This is a genomic window from Streptomyces poriferorum (genome assembly GCF_019399235.1).
GTDB lineage: Bacteria > Actinomycetota > Actinomycetes > Streptomycetales > Streptomycetaceae > Streptomyces > Streptomyces poriferorum.
The window spans coordinates 1-14,480 of record NZ_JAELVH010000027.1 but is presented as its reverse complement, the minus strand read 5'-3'; the positions used below and the strand labels follow the sequence as shown (position 1 = coordinate 14,480).

The following is a 14,480-nucleotide window of genomic DNA, read 5'->3' as shown; positions in this document are numbered from 1 at the left end:
CCTTCAGCCGCGCAGCGTCAACGCCTGCCCGGCCACCACGAGCAGTACCTGCTCGCACTCGTCGGCGACCGCGGCGTTCAGCCGGCCCAGCTCGTCCCGGAAACGCCGTCCCGCCGCGGTCCCGGGTACCACGCCCGAGCCGGTCTCGTTGGTCACCGCGACGACGGTGCGCCGCGTCCCGCGGACCGCGGCGACGAGTTCGGCCGTCCGCTTCCGCAGCGTGCTCAGACCACCGCCTGCCCACGCCGCGTCGTTCCAGGCGTCCACCCGGTCCATCGCGTCCGTCAGCCAGAGCGCCAGGCAGTCGATCAGCAGTGGCGGCCCGTCCGAGGCCAGCAGCTCCACCAGCTCACAGGTCTCCTCGGTGCGCCAGGCCGCCGGTCTGCGCTCCCGGTGCAGTCCGATCCGGGCCGCCCACTCCGTGTCGCCCTCCCGGCTGCCGCCGGTCGCCACGTACACGACCTCGGGGTAGGTCTCCAGCCGCCGCTCGGCCTCGACCGACTTCCCGGACCGCGCGCCGCCGGTGATCAGGGTGCGCCGGGGGACGTCGGGTTCGGCGTGGTAGCCGCCTACCGTCAGAGTCGTCCCGTCCGGCACGGCCCGGGCCCCGCCCGCGGAGAGCCGGCGGTCGAGCTCGGGGCCCGGCGGCGCGTCGTGGTCCAGATGGACGGCGATCACCTCGGTGGCCGGCCCGATCGCCTCGACCGCCCGCAGCCGGGCCACTGCGTCGGGCCGTCCCACGACGTCGGCGACGACCATGTCGTACGGCTCCGCCATCCGGTCGGCGAGACCGGCCGGTGCTGCGCCGGGCGGCAGGTAGAGAAGCCGTTCGCCGTCCGGCGAGGTGACCTCGTAGCCCGTGCCGGGCGCGTCCATCGGGACGGCCCGCACCCGGTGTCCGCTGATCAGCGTCAGCACCCGCCCGTCCGGGACCCGGCCGGCCGAGGGCAGCCCGGCGGGCAGTTCGACGGCGGGCCCGTCGTGCGGATGGGTGAGCAGTACCTGTCGTACGCCCGTGAGCGAATGCCCCGCGCGGGCGGCGGCGAACACCGCGCCGGGGGTCAGATCGAGCAGCAGGGCGTCGTCGACCAGCAGGGCGGTCGCGGCCCGTGCCCGCGCCCCGCGGGCGGTGGCACAGGCGGCGCAGGGGCAGTCGGGCCGCGGCAGCCCGTCGGGGGCTCCGGTGCCGAGCAGAGTCAGATCCACGCTCCGATCCTCCCGCGTCCCCGCACTCGGTGCGCGACGTGGGGGTGACCTGCCATGCGCGGGCCCCTTCCCGCCCTGGTCGTAAGCACTAGGCTGCGGACGGAACAAAGTGACCCAGGAGGCGGACATGGCGTGGACGTGGCGGTTCGAGAAGTCCGACGGTACGGAGACGGAGCCGGCCCTGCAGCCGGAGGAATTCACGACCCAGGGCGACGCGGAGTCCTGGATCGGTGAGTACTGGAAGGAACTCCTCGACGGCGGGGCGGCCCAGGTGACGCTCTTCGACGACACGACGAAGATCTACGGCCCGATGAGCCTCCAGGCCGAACAGAGCGAGCCCGAGAGGGCCCACGCGGTGGACTGGGCCGTGGTGGACGAACCGCCTGTGGCTCCGTCGTCTCAGATCTCGCCGAGCGTGACCTCGGCCGTCTTCTCCGCATCGCTGCGCAGATACGTCACGGTGACCTTCTCGCCCGGCTCGTCCGAGGCCAGGGCCTCCGACAGGGACGTGATCGTGGTGACGGATGCGTCGCCGACCTTGGTGATGATGTCGCCGGCCCGCAGCCCCGCCTTCTGCGCCGCGCCGCCCCCGGCCACACTGACGATCGCGACGCCCACCGGCTTGTAGCTGTCGTCGACGACCGTGCGGCCGGTGATGTTCAGGGCGGCCCGGCCGGAGTCGGTGACCTTGCCGCTCTTGATGATCTGGCCGGCGACCGTCTTCACCATCGAGGCGGGGATCGCGAAGCCGATGCCGGGCGCCGCGCTGTCACCCATCTGGGGGTCCGTCGCCGCCAGCGTCGGGATGCCGATGACCTCGCTGTTCAGGTTCACCAGCGCGCCCCCGCTGTTGCCCGGGTTGATCGCCGCCGAGGTCTGCACCATGTTCGCGATGGTCGCGCCCGTGCCGCCGCCCGCGCGGCTCTCGCTCACGGTCCGGCCGAGGGCGGAGACGATGCCCTGGGTGACGCTGCTGGACAGCCCGAGCGGTGAGCCCATGGCCAGCACGATCTGGCCGACAGCGACCTTCTCCGAGTCGCCGAACTTCGCGGGCTTCAGCCCGTCCGGGACATCGTTCAGCTTGATGACGGCCAGGTCCTGTTCGGGGTAGGCGGCCACCAGTGAGGCGCTCATCACCTTCTCGCCGTTCGCCACGGTGACCTTGAAGGTCTTCTCGTCACCGACGACATGGGCGTTGGTGACGATGTGGCCCTTGGTGTCGTAGACGATGCCCGAGCCCAGACTGTCGGAGGCGTCGATCTGCACCACGGACGGAAGCACGTTGTTGATGACGGTCTGGTACGCGCCCTGCAGATCGCCGGTGGCCTTCGAGGCCGAGCCCTGCTGGGCCGATCCGGACTTCGTCGCAGCGGCGTTCGAGGCGTTGGAATTCGAGTCGGAGCAACCGCTCACCAGCGCGATCGCACAGACACCTGCGGACAGGGGCAGCAGCAGTCGGCGCACACCGCTGCGGGAGTGAAAGGCATCCATGTCCGGATTATTACTTTTAACCCGGTTAGCGGCCTGTTGGGTTCACCCGGCAGGGGAGCCCCGGCCGAGGAGGTCTCCCGCCGGGCGGATTCAGCCCCGCACCCCGCACAGGTGGAGCAACGCGGCCACTGAGCGGTACGGATCCGTCCGTCCCGCCCGGTCCTCCGCCGCGAGCACCCGCTCCAGCTCCGCCGCCGACGGCAGCTCCACGTCGTTGCCCACGTTGTCCGTGAAGACCCGCACCCCGTACCAGGCGCGCAGCGGCGCCGCGATCCCGGCGAGCGTGGCAGTGAGGGCGTCGAGCCGGTCCGCGCGCACGGAGAGCCCGAGGCGGTTGGTGTACCGGTCCGAGTCGAACGCGGCCAGGGCCGCGTCCCAGTCCCCGGCGGTCCCGGGCCGCATCGCCAGCGCGTCGGCGTTCCGCACGAGGAGTGACAGCAGGCCGCCCGGCGCCAGCATCCTGGCCAGACCGGCCACCATGGCGTCCGGTTCCTGGACATACATCAGCACGCCGTGGCAGAGCACCACGTCGAAGCTCCCGGGCAGGAAGTGGACCCCGGTGTCCTGGCCGTTCCCCTCGATGAGCCGGACCCGCTCACGGATACCCGCCGGTTCGCCGCTGAGCGCCTCACGGGCGACCCGCAGCATGTCCGCATCGGATTCGAGGCCCGTGACGGTGTGGCCGGCCCGGGCGAGGCGCAGGGCCTGAGTGCCCTGGCCCATGCCCACGTCGAGGATCCGCAGCCGCTGCCCGACGGGGAAGCGTGCCGCGATCTGTTCGTCCAGCTGTCGGGCGACCAGCTCCTGGCGCACGGTGTTGCGCAGTCCGCCGAGCCCCTTCAGCCACGCCGGCGAAGCCCCGGAGAACCCGGAGACCGCATCACCCGGCCGGCCCGCGGACACGCCGCCGGCCGAACCGGAGAGATCCGTACTCAGGGCCGCTCTCCGCGCTTGACCTGCGGCTTCGGCAGCCGGAGCCGACGCATCTGGAGCGTACGCATCAGCCCGTAGGCCACCGCGCCGCGCTTGGGCGTATCGGGGAAGCGCTCGTTCAGCTGCTTGCGCAGACGGAACGTGAGCCCGATCGAGTCGACGACGATCAGCACGATCACGCCGAGCCAGAGCAGCAGCGAGATGTTCTGGATGCCCTGCACCTGGATCACGCTGAGAATCAGGATGACCACGGCGAGCGGCAGGAAGAACTCCGCGATGCAGAACCGCGAGTCCACGAAGTCGCGGACGAAGCGGCGCACCGGGCCCTTGTCACGGGCCGGCAGATAGCGCTCGTCGCCACTGGCGAGCGCCTCGCGCTGCTTGGCCATGTCGACGCGCCGCGCTTCGCGCTGGCGCTTCATGGCCTCCTTGCGGTCGAGCGGCGCACCACTGGAGGCACGACGGCGCTGCGACTGGGAGTCGCTTCGCTTGGGGGTGGGGCGACCCTTGGGAGCCTGCGGGTCGCGGGACGTCTTGGAGAGGTCCGCCGTCACCTTGTCGGTGGGGGCCTTCTCTTCCTTGGAGCGGCTACGGAACACAAGGCCCAAGGGTACGGGGTCGATCGCCACGACACCGGGCCGGCCGGGAACGATCCGGCAACGGCCTGCGTCCTTGCTGGTGTCCGAGCCGGGCGATACGGGCGTCATCGGCTGTTTCCCCGACCGTCACCTACTCCCTGGGCTGGAGCGGTCACCGGGGGCAGTCGTCCTTGGGGAGGACCCCATCGCTGCTCGAACAGTGCGGTAATAGAGACAGGGCCCGTACTGTGGGTTCTGTCGGAGTGCTGGTGACCGGTTGAGTCAGAAGGGGGCGCGCGAAGCCCATGAGCGGTGTCATGAAGCGTATGGGGATGATCTTCCGCGCGAAGGCAAACAAGGCCCTTGACCGGGCCGAGGATCCGCGCGAGACCCTCGATTACTCGTACCAGAAGCAGCTGGAGCTGCTTCAGAAGGTGCGCCGCGGCGTCGCCGATGTGGCGACTTCGCGCAAGCGCCTGGAGCTGCAGCTGAACCAGCTGCAGGGCCAGACGTCCAAGCTGGAGGACCAGGGCCGCAAGGCGCTCGCGCTCGGCCGCGAGGATCTGGCCCGCGAGGCGCTGTCCCGCCGCGCGGCCCTCCAGCAGCAGGTCACCGACCTGGAGACGCAGCACACCACGCTGCAGGGCGAGGAGGAGAAGCTCACCCTGGCGGCCCAGCGGCTGCAGGCCAAGGTCGATGCCTTCCGTACGAAGAAGGAGACCATCAAGGCCACCTACACGGCGGCCCAGGCCCAGACCCGGATCGGCGAGGCCTTCTCGGGCATCTCCGAGGAGATGGGCGATGTCGGCCTGGCCATCCAGCGGGCCGAGGACAAGACCCAGCAGCTGCAGGCACGCGCCGGCGCGATCGACGAGCTGCTCGCCTCCGGAGCCCTGGACGACCCGACCGGCACGGCGAAGGACGACATCGCCGCCGAGCTGGACCGGATCTCCGGTGGTACGGATGTGGAGCTGGAGCTGCAGCGCATGAAGGCCGAACTGGCCGGCGGCTCCACCTCGAAGCAGGCCATCGAGGGCGGCCCTCAGGACGCCGCGCAGCAGCAGGACCGGTCCCGGTCCCCGCACAAGTTCGACAAGGAGTAAGGCGGCGTCATGATCGTACGGATCATGGGGGAGGGCCAGGCAGTCCTGGCCGACAGCCATCTCGCCGAGCTCGACAAGCTCGACGACGAACTGCTCGCCGAAATGGAGCGAGGCGACGGCCCCGGCTTCCGCTCGACGCTCCACGCGCTCCTCGCCAGGGTGCGCGAACTCGGCACGCCCTTGCCGGACGACTCCCTGGAGCCGTCCGAGCTGATCCTGCCGTCGCCCGACGCGACCCTCGAAGAGGTCCGCGCCATGCTGAGCGACGACGGTCTGATTCCCGGCTGACCGGCCGACCGGCCGACGACCCGACCGGCAGCGCAGGCACCCGCACCGCTGTGCCCCGTGACAGGCCCCGGCCGCTCACGGGGCACAGTGCTGTGAGGTCCCTGCCGGTTCTCCTGCCGCGCGGCCCGACTTCCTCGCGACACGCCGTAACGTAGCTTGACGTGACCACCCTCGGAACCGGGGTTCTGCGCATCCGGAACTGGCTGCGCGACCATCCCCTCGCGCTGGACGGCGCGCTCGCCCTGGCCGTGTTCGTGGCCATGGTCGTCGGATCGTTCGTCGACCCGGGCTCGCATCCCCGGCCCACCTTCGGCACCCGTGTGCCCGCGGCCGGCAGCGTGCTCCTGATGGCGCTCGGAGCCCTCGCCCTGGTCTGGCGCCGCCGCCGGCCGGTGGCCGTGCTCGGTGCCACCGGTGTGCTCGCCGTGGTGGAGCTGCTGACCGCCGATCCGCCGGCCCCCGTGGTGATGAGTACCGTCATCGCGCTCTACACCGTCGCCGCCCGCACCGACCGGCCGACGACCTGGCGGGTCGGGCTGCTCACCATGGGTGCGCTCACCGCGGCCGCGATGCTCTTCGGAGCGGCGCCCTGGTACAGCCAGGAGAACCTCGGGATCTTCGCCTGGACCGGGATGGCGGGCGCGGCGGGGGACGCGGTCCGCTCCCGGCGGGCGTTCGTCGACGCGATCAGGGAGCGTGCCGAACGGGCCGAGCGGACCCGGGAGGAGGAGGCCCGGCGCCGGGTCGCTGAGGAACGGCTGCGGATCGCCCGCGACCTGCACGACGTCGTCGCCCATCACATCGCCCTGGTCAACGTGCAGGCCGGGGTCGCCGCCCACGTCATGGACCGGCGCCCCGACCAGGCCAAGGAGGCGCTCGCCCATGTCCGGGAGGCCAGCCGCTCCGCGCTCAACGAGCTGCGGATCACCGTGGGCCTGCTGCGCCAGTCCGGCGATCCGGCGGCGCCGACCGAGCCCGCCCCCGGCCTCGCCGTCCTCGACGCGCTCGTGGAGACCGTGCGGCGGGCCGGGCTGCCCGTCGAGGTGGCCTGCGCGGCGAAGGACGGCCCGCCACTGCCCGCCGCCGTGGACCTGGCCGCGTACCGGGTGATCCAGGAGGCGCTGACCAATGTGGGCAAGCACGCGGGGCCCGGGGCGAAGGCCGAGATCAGCGTCGTACGGGTCGGGGCCACGGCCGAGGTCATGGTGCTGGACAACGGCCGCGGTACGGCCGCCGGTACGGGCGGCGACATCGTCCGCGGCGGCCACGGCCTCCTCGGCATGAGGGAGCGGGTCACCGCTCTCGGCGGCACCCTCACCGCCGGACCCCGTTACGGCGGCGGCTTCAGGGTCCATGCGATCCTGCCCCTCAAGGCCCGGGACCGGGAGCCGGATCAGCCGGGCGCGGCGGGCCGCACGGGGGAGAACGTATGACACCGGCCATCAGGGTGCTGCTCGTCGACGACCAGGCGCTGCTGCGCAGCGCGTTCCGGGTGCTGGTCGACTCGGAACCCGACATGCAGGTGGTCGGCGAGGCGGCGGACGGGGCACAGGCCGTGGACCTGGCCCGCTCGACGCGCGCCGACGTGGTGCTGATGGACATCCGGATGCCCGGCACGGACGGGCTCACCGCGACCCGGATGATCAGCGCCGATCCCGAACTCGCGGACGTGCGCGTGGTCATGCTCACCACCTTCGAGGTGGACGAGTACGTGGTGCAGTCGCTCCGGGCCGGCGCCTCGGGCTTCCTCGGGAAAGGGGCGGAACCGGAGGAACTCCTCAACGCCATCCGGATCGCCGCGGGCGGCGAGGCGCTCCTGTCGCCCGCCGCGACCAAGGGGCTGATCGCCACGTTCCTCGCTCAGGGCGGCAGTGCGGGCGGGGACGGGCCGGGCGCCGCCGAGTACTCCGCGCGTCTGGAGGCCCTGACCGCCCGGGAGCGCGAGGTGCTGGTGCTGGTCGCGGGCGGGCTGTCCAACGACGAGATCGCCGAGCGGCTGGTGGTCAGCCCGCTGACCGTCAAGACCCATGTGAACAGGGCGATGGCGAAGCTGGGGGCGCGGGACAGGGCCCAACTCGTCGTGATTGCGTACGAATCGGGCCTGGTCCGCCCTCGGGTGGAGTGAGGGTGCAGCCGCGGCGTACTCCAGCTGCGGTATGCGCGGCATAAGGAAAGCGACCTGCGGCCGACGATTTCGGCCTGCGGCATGGGCGATCGTATAAGGGTCGACCGGCATGCCGGTCGGCCCGGGCCGGGTCTGTCCCCGAGTCACCCGCCCACCTGCCGCGTAAGCCACAGAAGAGAGACCTAACCCATGTCCTGGCTGTCCAGATTCAGCCTCGCGCAAAGGGCCCTGATCGGGCTGATGTCGATCGTCGCGCTCGTATTCGGAGCGATCGCGATCCCGCAGCTCAAGCAGCAGCTGCTGCCCACCATCGAACTCCCGATGGTGTCGGTGCTCGCTCCCTATCAGGGTGCGTCCCCCGATGTGGTCGAGAAGCAGGTCGTCGAACCGCTCGAGAATTCGATCAAGGCCGTCGACGGCGTCACCGGAATCACCTCCACCGCCAGCGAGGGCAACGCCGTCATCATGGCGACGTTCGACTTCGGCGACGAGGGCACCAAGCAGCTCGTCGCGGACATCCAGCAGGCGGTGAACCGCTCCCGCGCCCAGCTGCCCGAGGACGTGGATCCGCAGGTGATCGCCGGCTCGACCGACGACATCCCGACCGTCGTCCTCGCCGTCACCTCCGACAAGGACCAGCAGGCGCTCGCCGACCAGCTGGACCGCACCGTCGTCCCCGCTCTGGAGGACATCGACGGCGTCGGCCAGGTCGCCGTCGACGGGGTGCAGGACCTCCAGATCTCCGTCACGCCCGACGACACGAAGCTCGCGGCGGCCGGACTGAACGCCGGCTCGCTCGCCCAGGCACTCCAGGCAGGCGGCGCGACCGTCCCGGCGGGTTCCTTCTCCGAGTCGGGCAAGAGCCGCACCGTCCAGGTCGGCGGCGCCTTCACCACCCTGCGGCAGATCGAGGACCTGCGGGTCACCGGGCAGAACCCGGCATCCGGCAAGCCCGGCAAGCCGGTCCGGGTCGGTGACATCGCGACGGTGAAGCAGGAGCCCTCCACCGCGGTCTCCATCACGCGGACGAACGGCAAGCCGAGCCTCGCCGTCATGGCGACGATGGACAAGGACGGCAGCGCCGTCGCCATCTCCGACGCTGTCAAGGACAAGCTCCCCGACCTGCGCAAGGACCTCGGCGCGGGCGCCGAGCTGACCGTCGTGTCCGACCAGGGCCCCGCCGTCTCCAAGGCGATCTCCGGCCTGACCACCGAGGGCGCGCTCGGCCTGCTCTTCGCGGTCATCGTGATCCTGGTCTTCCTGGCCTCGCTGCGCTCGACCCTGGTCACCGCGGTCTCCATCCCGCTCTCCGTGGTCCTCGCGCTGATCGTGCTCTGGACCCGCGACCTGTCGCTCAACATGCTCACCCTGGGCGCGCTGACCATCGCGATCGGCCGGGTCGTCGACGACTCGATCGTCGTCCTGGAGAACATCAAGCGTCACCTCGGCTACGGCGAGGAGCGCCAGTCGGCGATCATCACCGCGGTGAAGGAGGTGGCCGGCGCGGTCACCGCGTCGACCCTCACCACGGTCGCCGTCTTCCTGCCCATCGGTCTGGTCGGCGGCATGGTCGGCCAGCTCTTCGGCTCGTTCTCGCTGACTGTCACCGCGGCCCTGCTGGCCTCCCTGCTGGTCTCGCTGACCGTGGTCCCCGTCCTGTCGTACTGGTTCCTGCGCGCCCCCAAGGGCAGCGCCGAGGACCCGGACAGGGCCCGCCGCGAGGCCGAGGAGAAGGAAGCCCGCAGCAAGCTCCAGAAGCTGTACGTCTCGGTGCTGCGCTTCGCCACCCGGCGCCGCATCACCAGCATCGTCATCGCCGTCGCCGTGCTGTTCGGCACCTTCGGCATGGTCCCGCTGCTGAAGACCAACTTCTTCGACCAGGGCGAGCAGGAAGTCCTGTCCATCAAGCAGGAGCTCACCCCGGGCACCAGCCTGGCGGCCGCCGACGAGGCGGCCCAGAAGGTCGAGAAGGTCCTCGCCGACGACAAGGGCGTCAAGGACTACCAGGTCACCGTCGGCTCGTCCGGCTTCATGGCGGCCTTCGGCGGCGGCACGGGAGCCAACCAGGCCTCCTACCAGGTCACCCTGAAGGACTCCGGGGACTACGAGGCCGCTCAGGACCGCATCGACGAGGCCCTCGGCAAGCTCGACGGCATCGGTGACACCACCATCGCCGCAGGCGACGGCTTCGGCAGCCAGGACCTGAGCGTCGTGGTCAAGGCCGCCGACGCGGACACCCTGAAGAAGGCCTCCGAAGAGGTGCGCACCGAGGTCGCGAAGCTCAAGGACGTCACCGACGTCCAGAGCGACCTGGCCCAGAGCATCCCGCGGATCTCGGTCACGGCCAACGCCAAGGCCGCCGACGCGGGCTTCAGCCAGGCCACGCTGGGCGCCGCCGTCGCCGGCGCGGTGCGAGGCACCCCGTCCGGCAAGGCGATCATGGACGACACCGAGCGTGACGTCGTCATCAAGTCCGCCCACCCGGCCACCACGATGGAGGAGCTGAAGAACCTCCCGCTCGGCCCGGTCAAGCTCGGCTCGATCGCCGACGTGAAGCTGGTTCCCGGACCGGTCTCCATGACCCGGATCGACGGCCAGCGCGCCGCGACCATCACCGCCAAGCCCATCGGCGACAACACCGGTGCGGTCGGCACCGACCTCCAGTCCAAGATCAAGGCACTGGACCTCCCGGACGGCGCCACCGCCACCATCGGCGGCGTCACCGAGGACCAGACCGACGCCTTCGTGAAGCTGGGCCTGGCCATGCTGGCGGCGATCGCGATCGTCTTCATGCTGCTGGTCGCGACCTTCCGCTCGCTCATCCAGCCGCTGATCCTGCTGGTCTCCATCCCGTTCGCGGCCACCGGCGCGATCGGCCTGCTCCTCATCACCGGCACCCCGATGGGCGTCGCGGCGATGATCGGCATGCTGATGCTCATCGGCATCGTGGTGACGAACGCGATCGTGCTGATCGACCTGATCAACCAGTACCGGGCGCAGGGCAAGGGCGTCGTCGAAGCGGTCGTCGAGGGTGGCCGCCACCGTCTGCGCCCGATCCTGATGACGGCACTGGCGACGATCTTCGCCCTCCTCCCGATGGCGCTCGGCGTCACCGGCGAGGGCGGGTTCATCTCGCAGCCGCTGGCCGTCGTGGTCATCGGCGGCCTGGTCACCTCGACGCTGCTGACGCTGCTTCTGGTGCCCACGCTCTACACGATGGTGGAGCTCTTCAAGGAGCGCCGCGCGACGAAGAAGGCCGCGAAGCGGGCCAGGAAGGCCGGCATCCCGGCCCCGGCCGCCTCGGAGGAGTCCTCCTCCGAGGAACCGGAGCCCGCGAAGGCCTGACCGGTCACGAAGGAAGGCCCCGGCACCCTCGGTCCGAGGGTGCCGGGGCCTTCCCGCGTACGGGTGCCAGCCCTTCCCGGGTGCGGGGAGGGGAGGGGACCTACGGCAGCGCCAGCATCCGCTCCAGCGCGAGCTTGGCGTACTTCTCCGTCTCCGGGTCGACCTCGATCCGGTTGACCAGGTTCCCCTCGGCCAGCGACTCCAGCGTCCACACCAGGTGCGGCAGGTCGATCCGGTTCATCGTCGAGCAGAAGCAGACCGTCTTGTCGAGGAAGACGATCTCCTTGTCCTCCGCGGCGAACCGGTTGGCCAGGCGGCGTACCAGGTTCAGCTCGGTGCCGATCGCCCACTTCGAGCCGGCCGGGGCCGCCTCCAGAGCCTTGATGATGTACTCCGTCGAGCCGACGTAGTCCGCGGCCGCGACGACCTCGTGCTTGCACTCCGGGTGCACCAGCACGTTGACGCCGGGTATGCGCGCCCGCACGTCGTTGACGGACTCCACCGAGAAGCGCCCGTGCACCGAGCAGTGCCCGCGCCACAGGATCATCTTCGCGTTGCGCAGCTCCTCGGCGGTGAGGCCGCCGTTCGGCTTGTGGGGGTTGTAGAGGACGCAGTCCTCCAGCGTCATCCCCATGTCCCGTACGGCCGTGTTGCGGCCCAGGTGCTGGTCGGGCAGGAACAGGACCTTGTCGCCCTGCTCGAAGGCCCACTCCAGGGCGCGCTTCGCGTTCGACGAGGTGCAGATCGTGCCCCCGTGGCGGCCGGTGAAGGCCTTGATGTCGGCGGAGGAGTTCATGTACGAGACGGGGACGACCTGCTCGGCGACGCCGGCCTCGGTCAACACGTCCCAGCACTCGGCGACCTGCTCGGCGGTGGCCATGTCGGCCATCGAACAGCCCGCCGCCAGGTCCGGCAGCACGACCTTCTGGTCGTCTGTTGTCAGGATGTCCGCGGACTCGGCCATGAAGTGCACACCGCAGAAGACGATGTACTCGGCCTCCGGGCGGGCCGCCGCGTCCCGGGCGAGCTTGAACGAGTCGCCGGTCACATCCGCGAACTGGATGACCTCGTCGCGCTGGTAGTGGTGCCCGAGGACGAAGACCTTCTCGCCCAGCTTCTCCTTGGCCGCGCGGGCGCGCTCCACCAGGTCCGGGTCGGACGGGGAGGGCAGGTCGCCGGGGCATTCGACGCCGCGCTCGCTCCTGGGGTCCGCGTCGCGGCCGAGCAGGAGCAGGGCGAGGGGCGTCGGCTGGACATCGAGTTCCTGGACGGGGTGGGCCGTGGTCACGTCACGCACCCTTTCTTCTCTGCGGGGGAAGCCTTTTCGTCGAATTGACGCTATCTATCATAACTGCTTCACGTCACTTTGACGATGCCGATAGCGTCGATGTGACGCATCCGCCCGCGCGGCCGGTGTGCGAGCATGAATGGAACAGGCAAGCGCTCGGCCCGGAATGAATCCGCGGCCTCGACGGTTGCAACGTCGGCAAGCAGTCTCCGTACAACCCGGGAGAGAAGCAGATGTCCGTATCGGACGAGACCACCACCGTGAGCGACGGCATCCTCCTGTCCGACGCCGCCGCAGCCAAGGTCAAGGGCCTGCTGGAGCAGGAAGGCCGCGACGATCTGGCACTGCGCGTCGCCGTCCAGCCCGGCGGCTGCTCGGGCCTGCGTTACCAGCTCTTCTTCGACGAGCGTTCGCTGGACGGCGATGTCGTGAAGGACTTCGACGGCGTCAAGGTCGTCACCGACCGGATGAGCGCCCCCTACCTGGGCGGCGCCTCGGTCGACTTCGTCGACACGATCGAGAAGCAGGGCTTCACGATCGACAACCCGAACGCCACGGGTTCCTGCGCCTGCGGCGACTCGTTCAGCTAGGGCGAACGCGCGGCGACGGTACGCCGCGTAGGTGCTGCAGGCGCCGCCCCAGAACGTCACCGAGAGCGTCCGCCCGTCGGCGCTGTACGACAGCAGCTTGCCGCCGGACTCCTTCGTGCCGTCGCCGCCCGGGGTCTTCTCCGACGGGGCGTCCTTCGTCAGGTACGCCGGATCCACCGCGACCTGGGTGACGGTGTCACCCGTACCGCCGGTGCCCGGCCGCACCGTGAAGATCCAGGACGGTACGAGCAGCTGCTTCCCGTCCACGTACCGGGCCGACAGTCCGAAGACCGCCTTGTCGACCGTCACCGTCGTCGTGGGCGGCTCCGCGCCGGTCCGTGTGCCGCAGCTCATGCCGGACGGCTTCTCGNGCCCTTCTCCAGGCCCTTCAACTGACCGCTTCCGCCGACCACTTCACCCTGGGGGTCGACCTGGATCCCGGTCGCCCAGCCGTACGTCGGCAGTCCGTCCACCACCGGGTCGGCGTTCACCACCCGGACCGAGCCCATCAACTGGCGGGCGTCGAGGGCTGCGTCGTCCTGGCCGACCGCCTTCAGTACCGGCACCGCGGCGGCCTTCGCGGCCTTCTCGCTCACCGGTGTCCCCGATCCGCCCGGACCCACGTGCTTGCTCGAACAGACCGTCGTGCTCTCGCAGTTGTCCGTGCCGCCGGTTCCGTACCGGGCGAACGTCCAGGTCCCGGGTGCCTGCTTGGGCCGAAACGGTGCCGCTCGCACGCTGGACCGCCGCCTTGCCGGGCCCGTCCGGCAGGGCGCCGGACGCGCGGTAGACCAGCCGGCCGCCATGCGGATCGGGCTCACCCGGCGCGATGCCCTCCGTCGGGGCCGACGGCCGGGGGGACGGCGTGGCGGGTCCGCCCGGCCGCTCGTCCAGGGAGAGGGGCGGGGGAGTGGCGCCGGAACCGTCCGAGGCGCTGTACTCGCCGCCACCATGGCCGTCCGCCGCCATCGCCCAGTACGCGCCGCCGCCACCGGCCAGCAGTACGGCCGCCGCCACCGAGGCCACGGCGAGGGGAGACCGCCGCCGGGGGCGGGTCACATCGTTGTCGGGTCGCTCGGTGCTCACCGGTTCGCTCCTTCGCCGTCGTACGCCAGGACCCTGTCGGGCCCGTCCCGTTGGTACGGAACACCGTTGGGACGGGACGAGGGCGCACCCGGTTCCCTCCGGGGGCGGCCGGCGCGGCGAGGGCCCGGTGACTCAGTCGCCGTACTCCGCCATCGAGTCGATCAGCCGGGCCGAGGCGGGCGGCACGTTCACGCCGTGAATCAGGGAGGGTGCCACGGGGGTGGGAGCGGTCCTCACGGGTACCACCCAGTGGGGTGCCATCCGTGCGCAGTCTCCACGCAACTCGGCCAGAGTGGTCTCGGACTCGCGCGGGGCGATGTTGTTCGACATATCGGCACCGTAGGCACCCTCGAGCTCAGGAGGAAAGCCCTACTATCGGGTAGTTTCTACCCTTCGCCTGATTGCCGGAAACGGGTAGCGTGGAGTGGCTCGGAAATCGGGGGTGGG

Annotated in this window: 12 protein-coding genes and 2 pseudogenes; 7 read left to right on the top strand and 7 right to left on the bottom strand. The window is 70.7% G+C overall.

What is annotated here, in order from left to right; translation table 11 throughout:
• Window positions 1-3 precede the first annotated feature (3 nt).
• Entirely contained in the window at window positions 4-1,206 is a 1,203-nt protein-coding gene (locus tag JGS39_RS07630) for a bifunctional adenosylcobinamide kinase/adenosylcobinamide-phosphate guanylyltransferase (RefSeq protein WP_219567986.1), read from the bottom strand.
• A 127-nt stretch (window positions 1,207-1,333) separates the two neighbouring features.
• Between JGS39_RS07630 and JGS39_RS40670 the strand changes: the two are divergent.
• A pseudogene (locus JGS39_RS40670) lies at window positions 1,334-1,534 on the top strand (hypothetical protein); the annotation flags it as partial.
• A 71-nt stretch (window positions 1,535-1,605) separates the two neighbouring features.
• Here JGS39_RS40670 and JGS39_RS07625 read toward each other — a convergent pair.
• The 3 genes from JGS39_RS07625 to JGS39_RS07615 form a co-directional block, all read right to left on the bottom strand.
• Complete coding sequence (locus JGS39_RS07625; RefSeq protein ID WP_219567985.1) at window positions 1,606-2,697, bottom strand: S1C family serine protease; 1,092 nt, start codon at window positions 2,695-2,697, stop codon at window positions 1,606-1,608.
• A gap of 90 nt (window positions 2,698-2,787) precedes the next feature.
• Window positions 2,788-3,540 carry a class I SAM-dependent methyltransferase gene (locus tag JGS39_RS07620; protein ID WP_219568039.1) on the bottom strand — a complete coding sequence of 251 codons (753 nt, stop codon included), beginning with the start codon at window positions 3,538-3,540 and terminating at the stop codon, window positions 2,788-2,790.
• 89 nt (window positions 3,541-3,629) lie between these two features.
• Window positions 3,630-4,229, bottom strand: a complete 600-nt coding sequence (locus tag JGS39_RS07615) for a DUF3043 domain-containing protein (protein ID WP_219568038.1) — start codon at window positions 4,227-4,229, stop codon at window positions 3,630-3,632.
• 296 nt (window positions 4,230-4,525) lie between these two features.
• Here JGS39_RS07615 and JGS39_RS07610 point away from each other — a divergent pair, with 296 nt between their 5' ends.
• From JGS39_RS07610 to JGS39_RS07590, 5 genes are all read left to right on the top strand, one after another.
• Window positions 4,526-5,311 (top strand): PspA/IM30 family protein, encoded by a 786-nt coding sequence (locus tag JGS39_RS07610; RefSeq protein ID WP_219567984.1) that lies wholly within the window; start codon window positions 4,526-4,528, stop codon window positions 5,309-5,311.
• Window positions 5,312-5,320: 9 nt separating this feature from the next.
• Entirely contained in the window at window positions 5,321-5,599 is a 279-nt protein-coding gene (pspAA, locus tag JGS39_RS07605; RefSeq protein ID WP_148017670.1) for a PspA-associated protein PspAA, read from the top strand.
• Window positions 5,600-5,760: 161 nt separating this feature from the next.
• Window positions 5,761-7,032: a sensor histidine kinase gene (locus JGS39_RS07600; RefSeq protein ID WP_219567983.1), complete on the top strand. Its 1,272-nt coding sequence runs from the start codon at window positions 5,761-5,763 to the stop codon at window positions 7,030-7,032.
• Window positions 7,029-7,724, top strand: a complete 696-nt coding sequence (locus JGS39_RS07595) for a response regulator (RefSeq protein WP_219567982.1) — start codon at window positions 7,029-7,031, stop codon at window positions 7,722-7,724. The genes JGS39_RS07600 and JGS39_RS07595 overlap by 4 nt, the downstream gene beginning before the upstream one ends.
• Before the next feature lie 189 nt (window positions 7,725-7,913).
• Entirely contained in the window at window positions 7,914-11,069 is a 3,156-nt protein-coding gene (locus JGS39_RS07590; RefSeq protein ID WP_219567981.1) for an efflux RND transporter permease subunit, read from the top strand.
• A gap of 100 nt (window positions 11,070-11,169) precedes the next feature.
• Here the strand turns inward: JGS39_RS07590 and nadA are convergent, their stop codons facing one another.
• The gene (nadA, locus tag JGS39_RS07585) at window positions 11,170-12,366 is read right to left on the bottom strand and encodes a quinolinate synthase NadA (protein ID WP_219567980.1); all 1,197 of its coding nucleotides are present in this window, start codon (window positions 12,364-12,366) and stop codon (window positions 11,170-11,172) included.
• Between the two features lie 224 nt (window positions 12,367-12,590).
• On the opposite strand from nadA, the gene JGS39_RS07580 reads away from it, so the two are divergent.
• Entirely contained in the window at window positions 12,591-12,947 is a 357-nt protein-coding gene (locus tag JGS39_RS07580; RefSeq protein ID WP_030970782.1) for a HesB/IscA family protein, read from the top strand.
• A 21-nt stretch (window positions 12,948-12,968) separates the two neighbouring features.
• Here the strand turns inward: JGS39_RS07580 and JGS39_RS07575 are convergent.
• Window positions 12,969-14,033: pseudogene (locus JGS39_RS07575) on the bottom strand (hypothetical protein); the annotation flags it as partial.
• A 132-nt stretch (window positions 14,034-14,165) separates the two neighbouring features.
• On the bottom strand, window positions 14,166-14,363 hold the full coding sequence (locus JGS39_RS07570; protein ID WP_219567979.1) for a hypothetical protein: 198 nt from the start codon (window positions 14,361-14,363) through the stop codon (window positions 14,166-14,168).
• Between the last annotated feature and the right edge of the window lie 117 nt (window positions 14,364-14,480).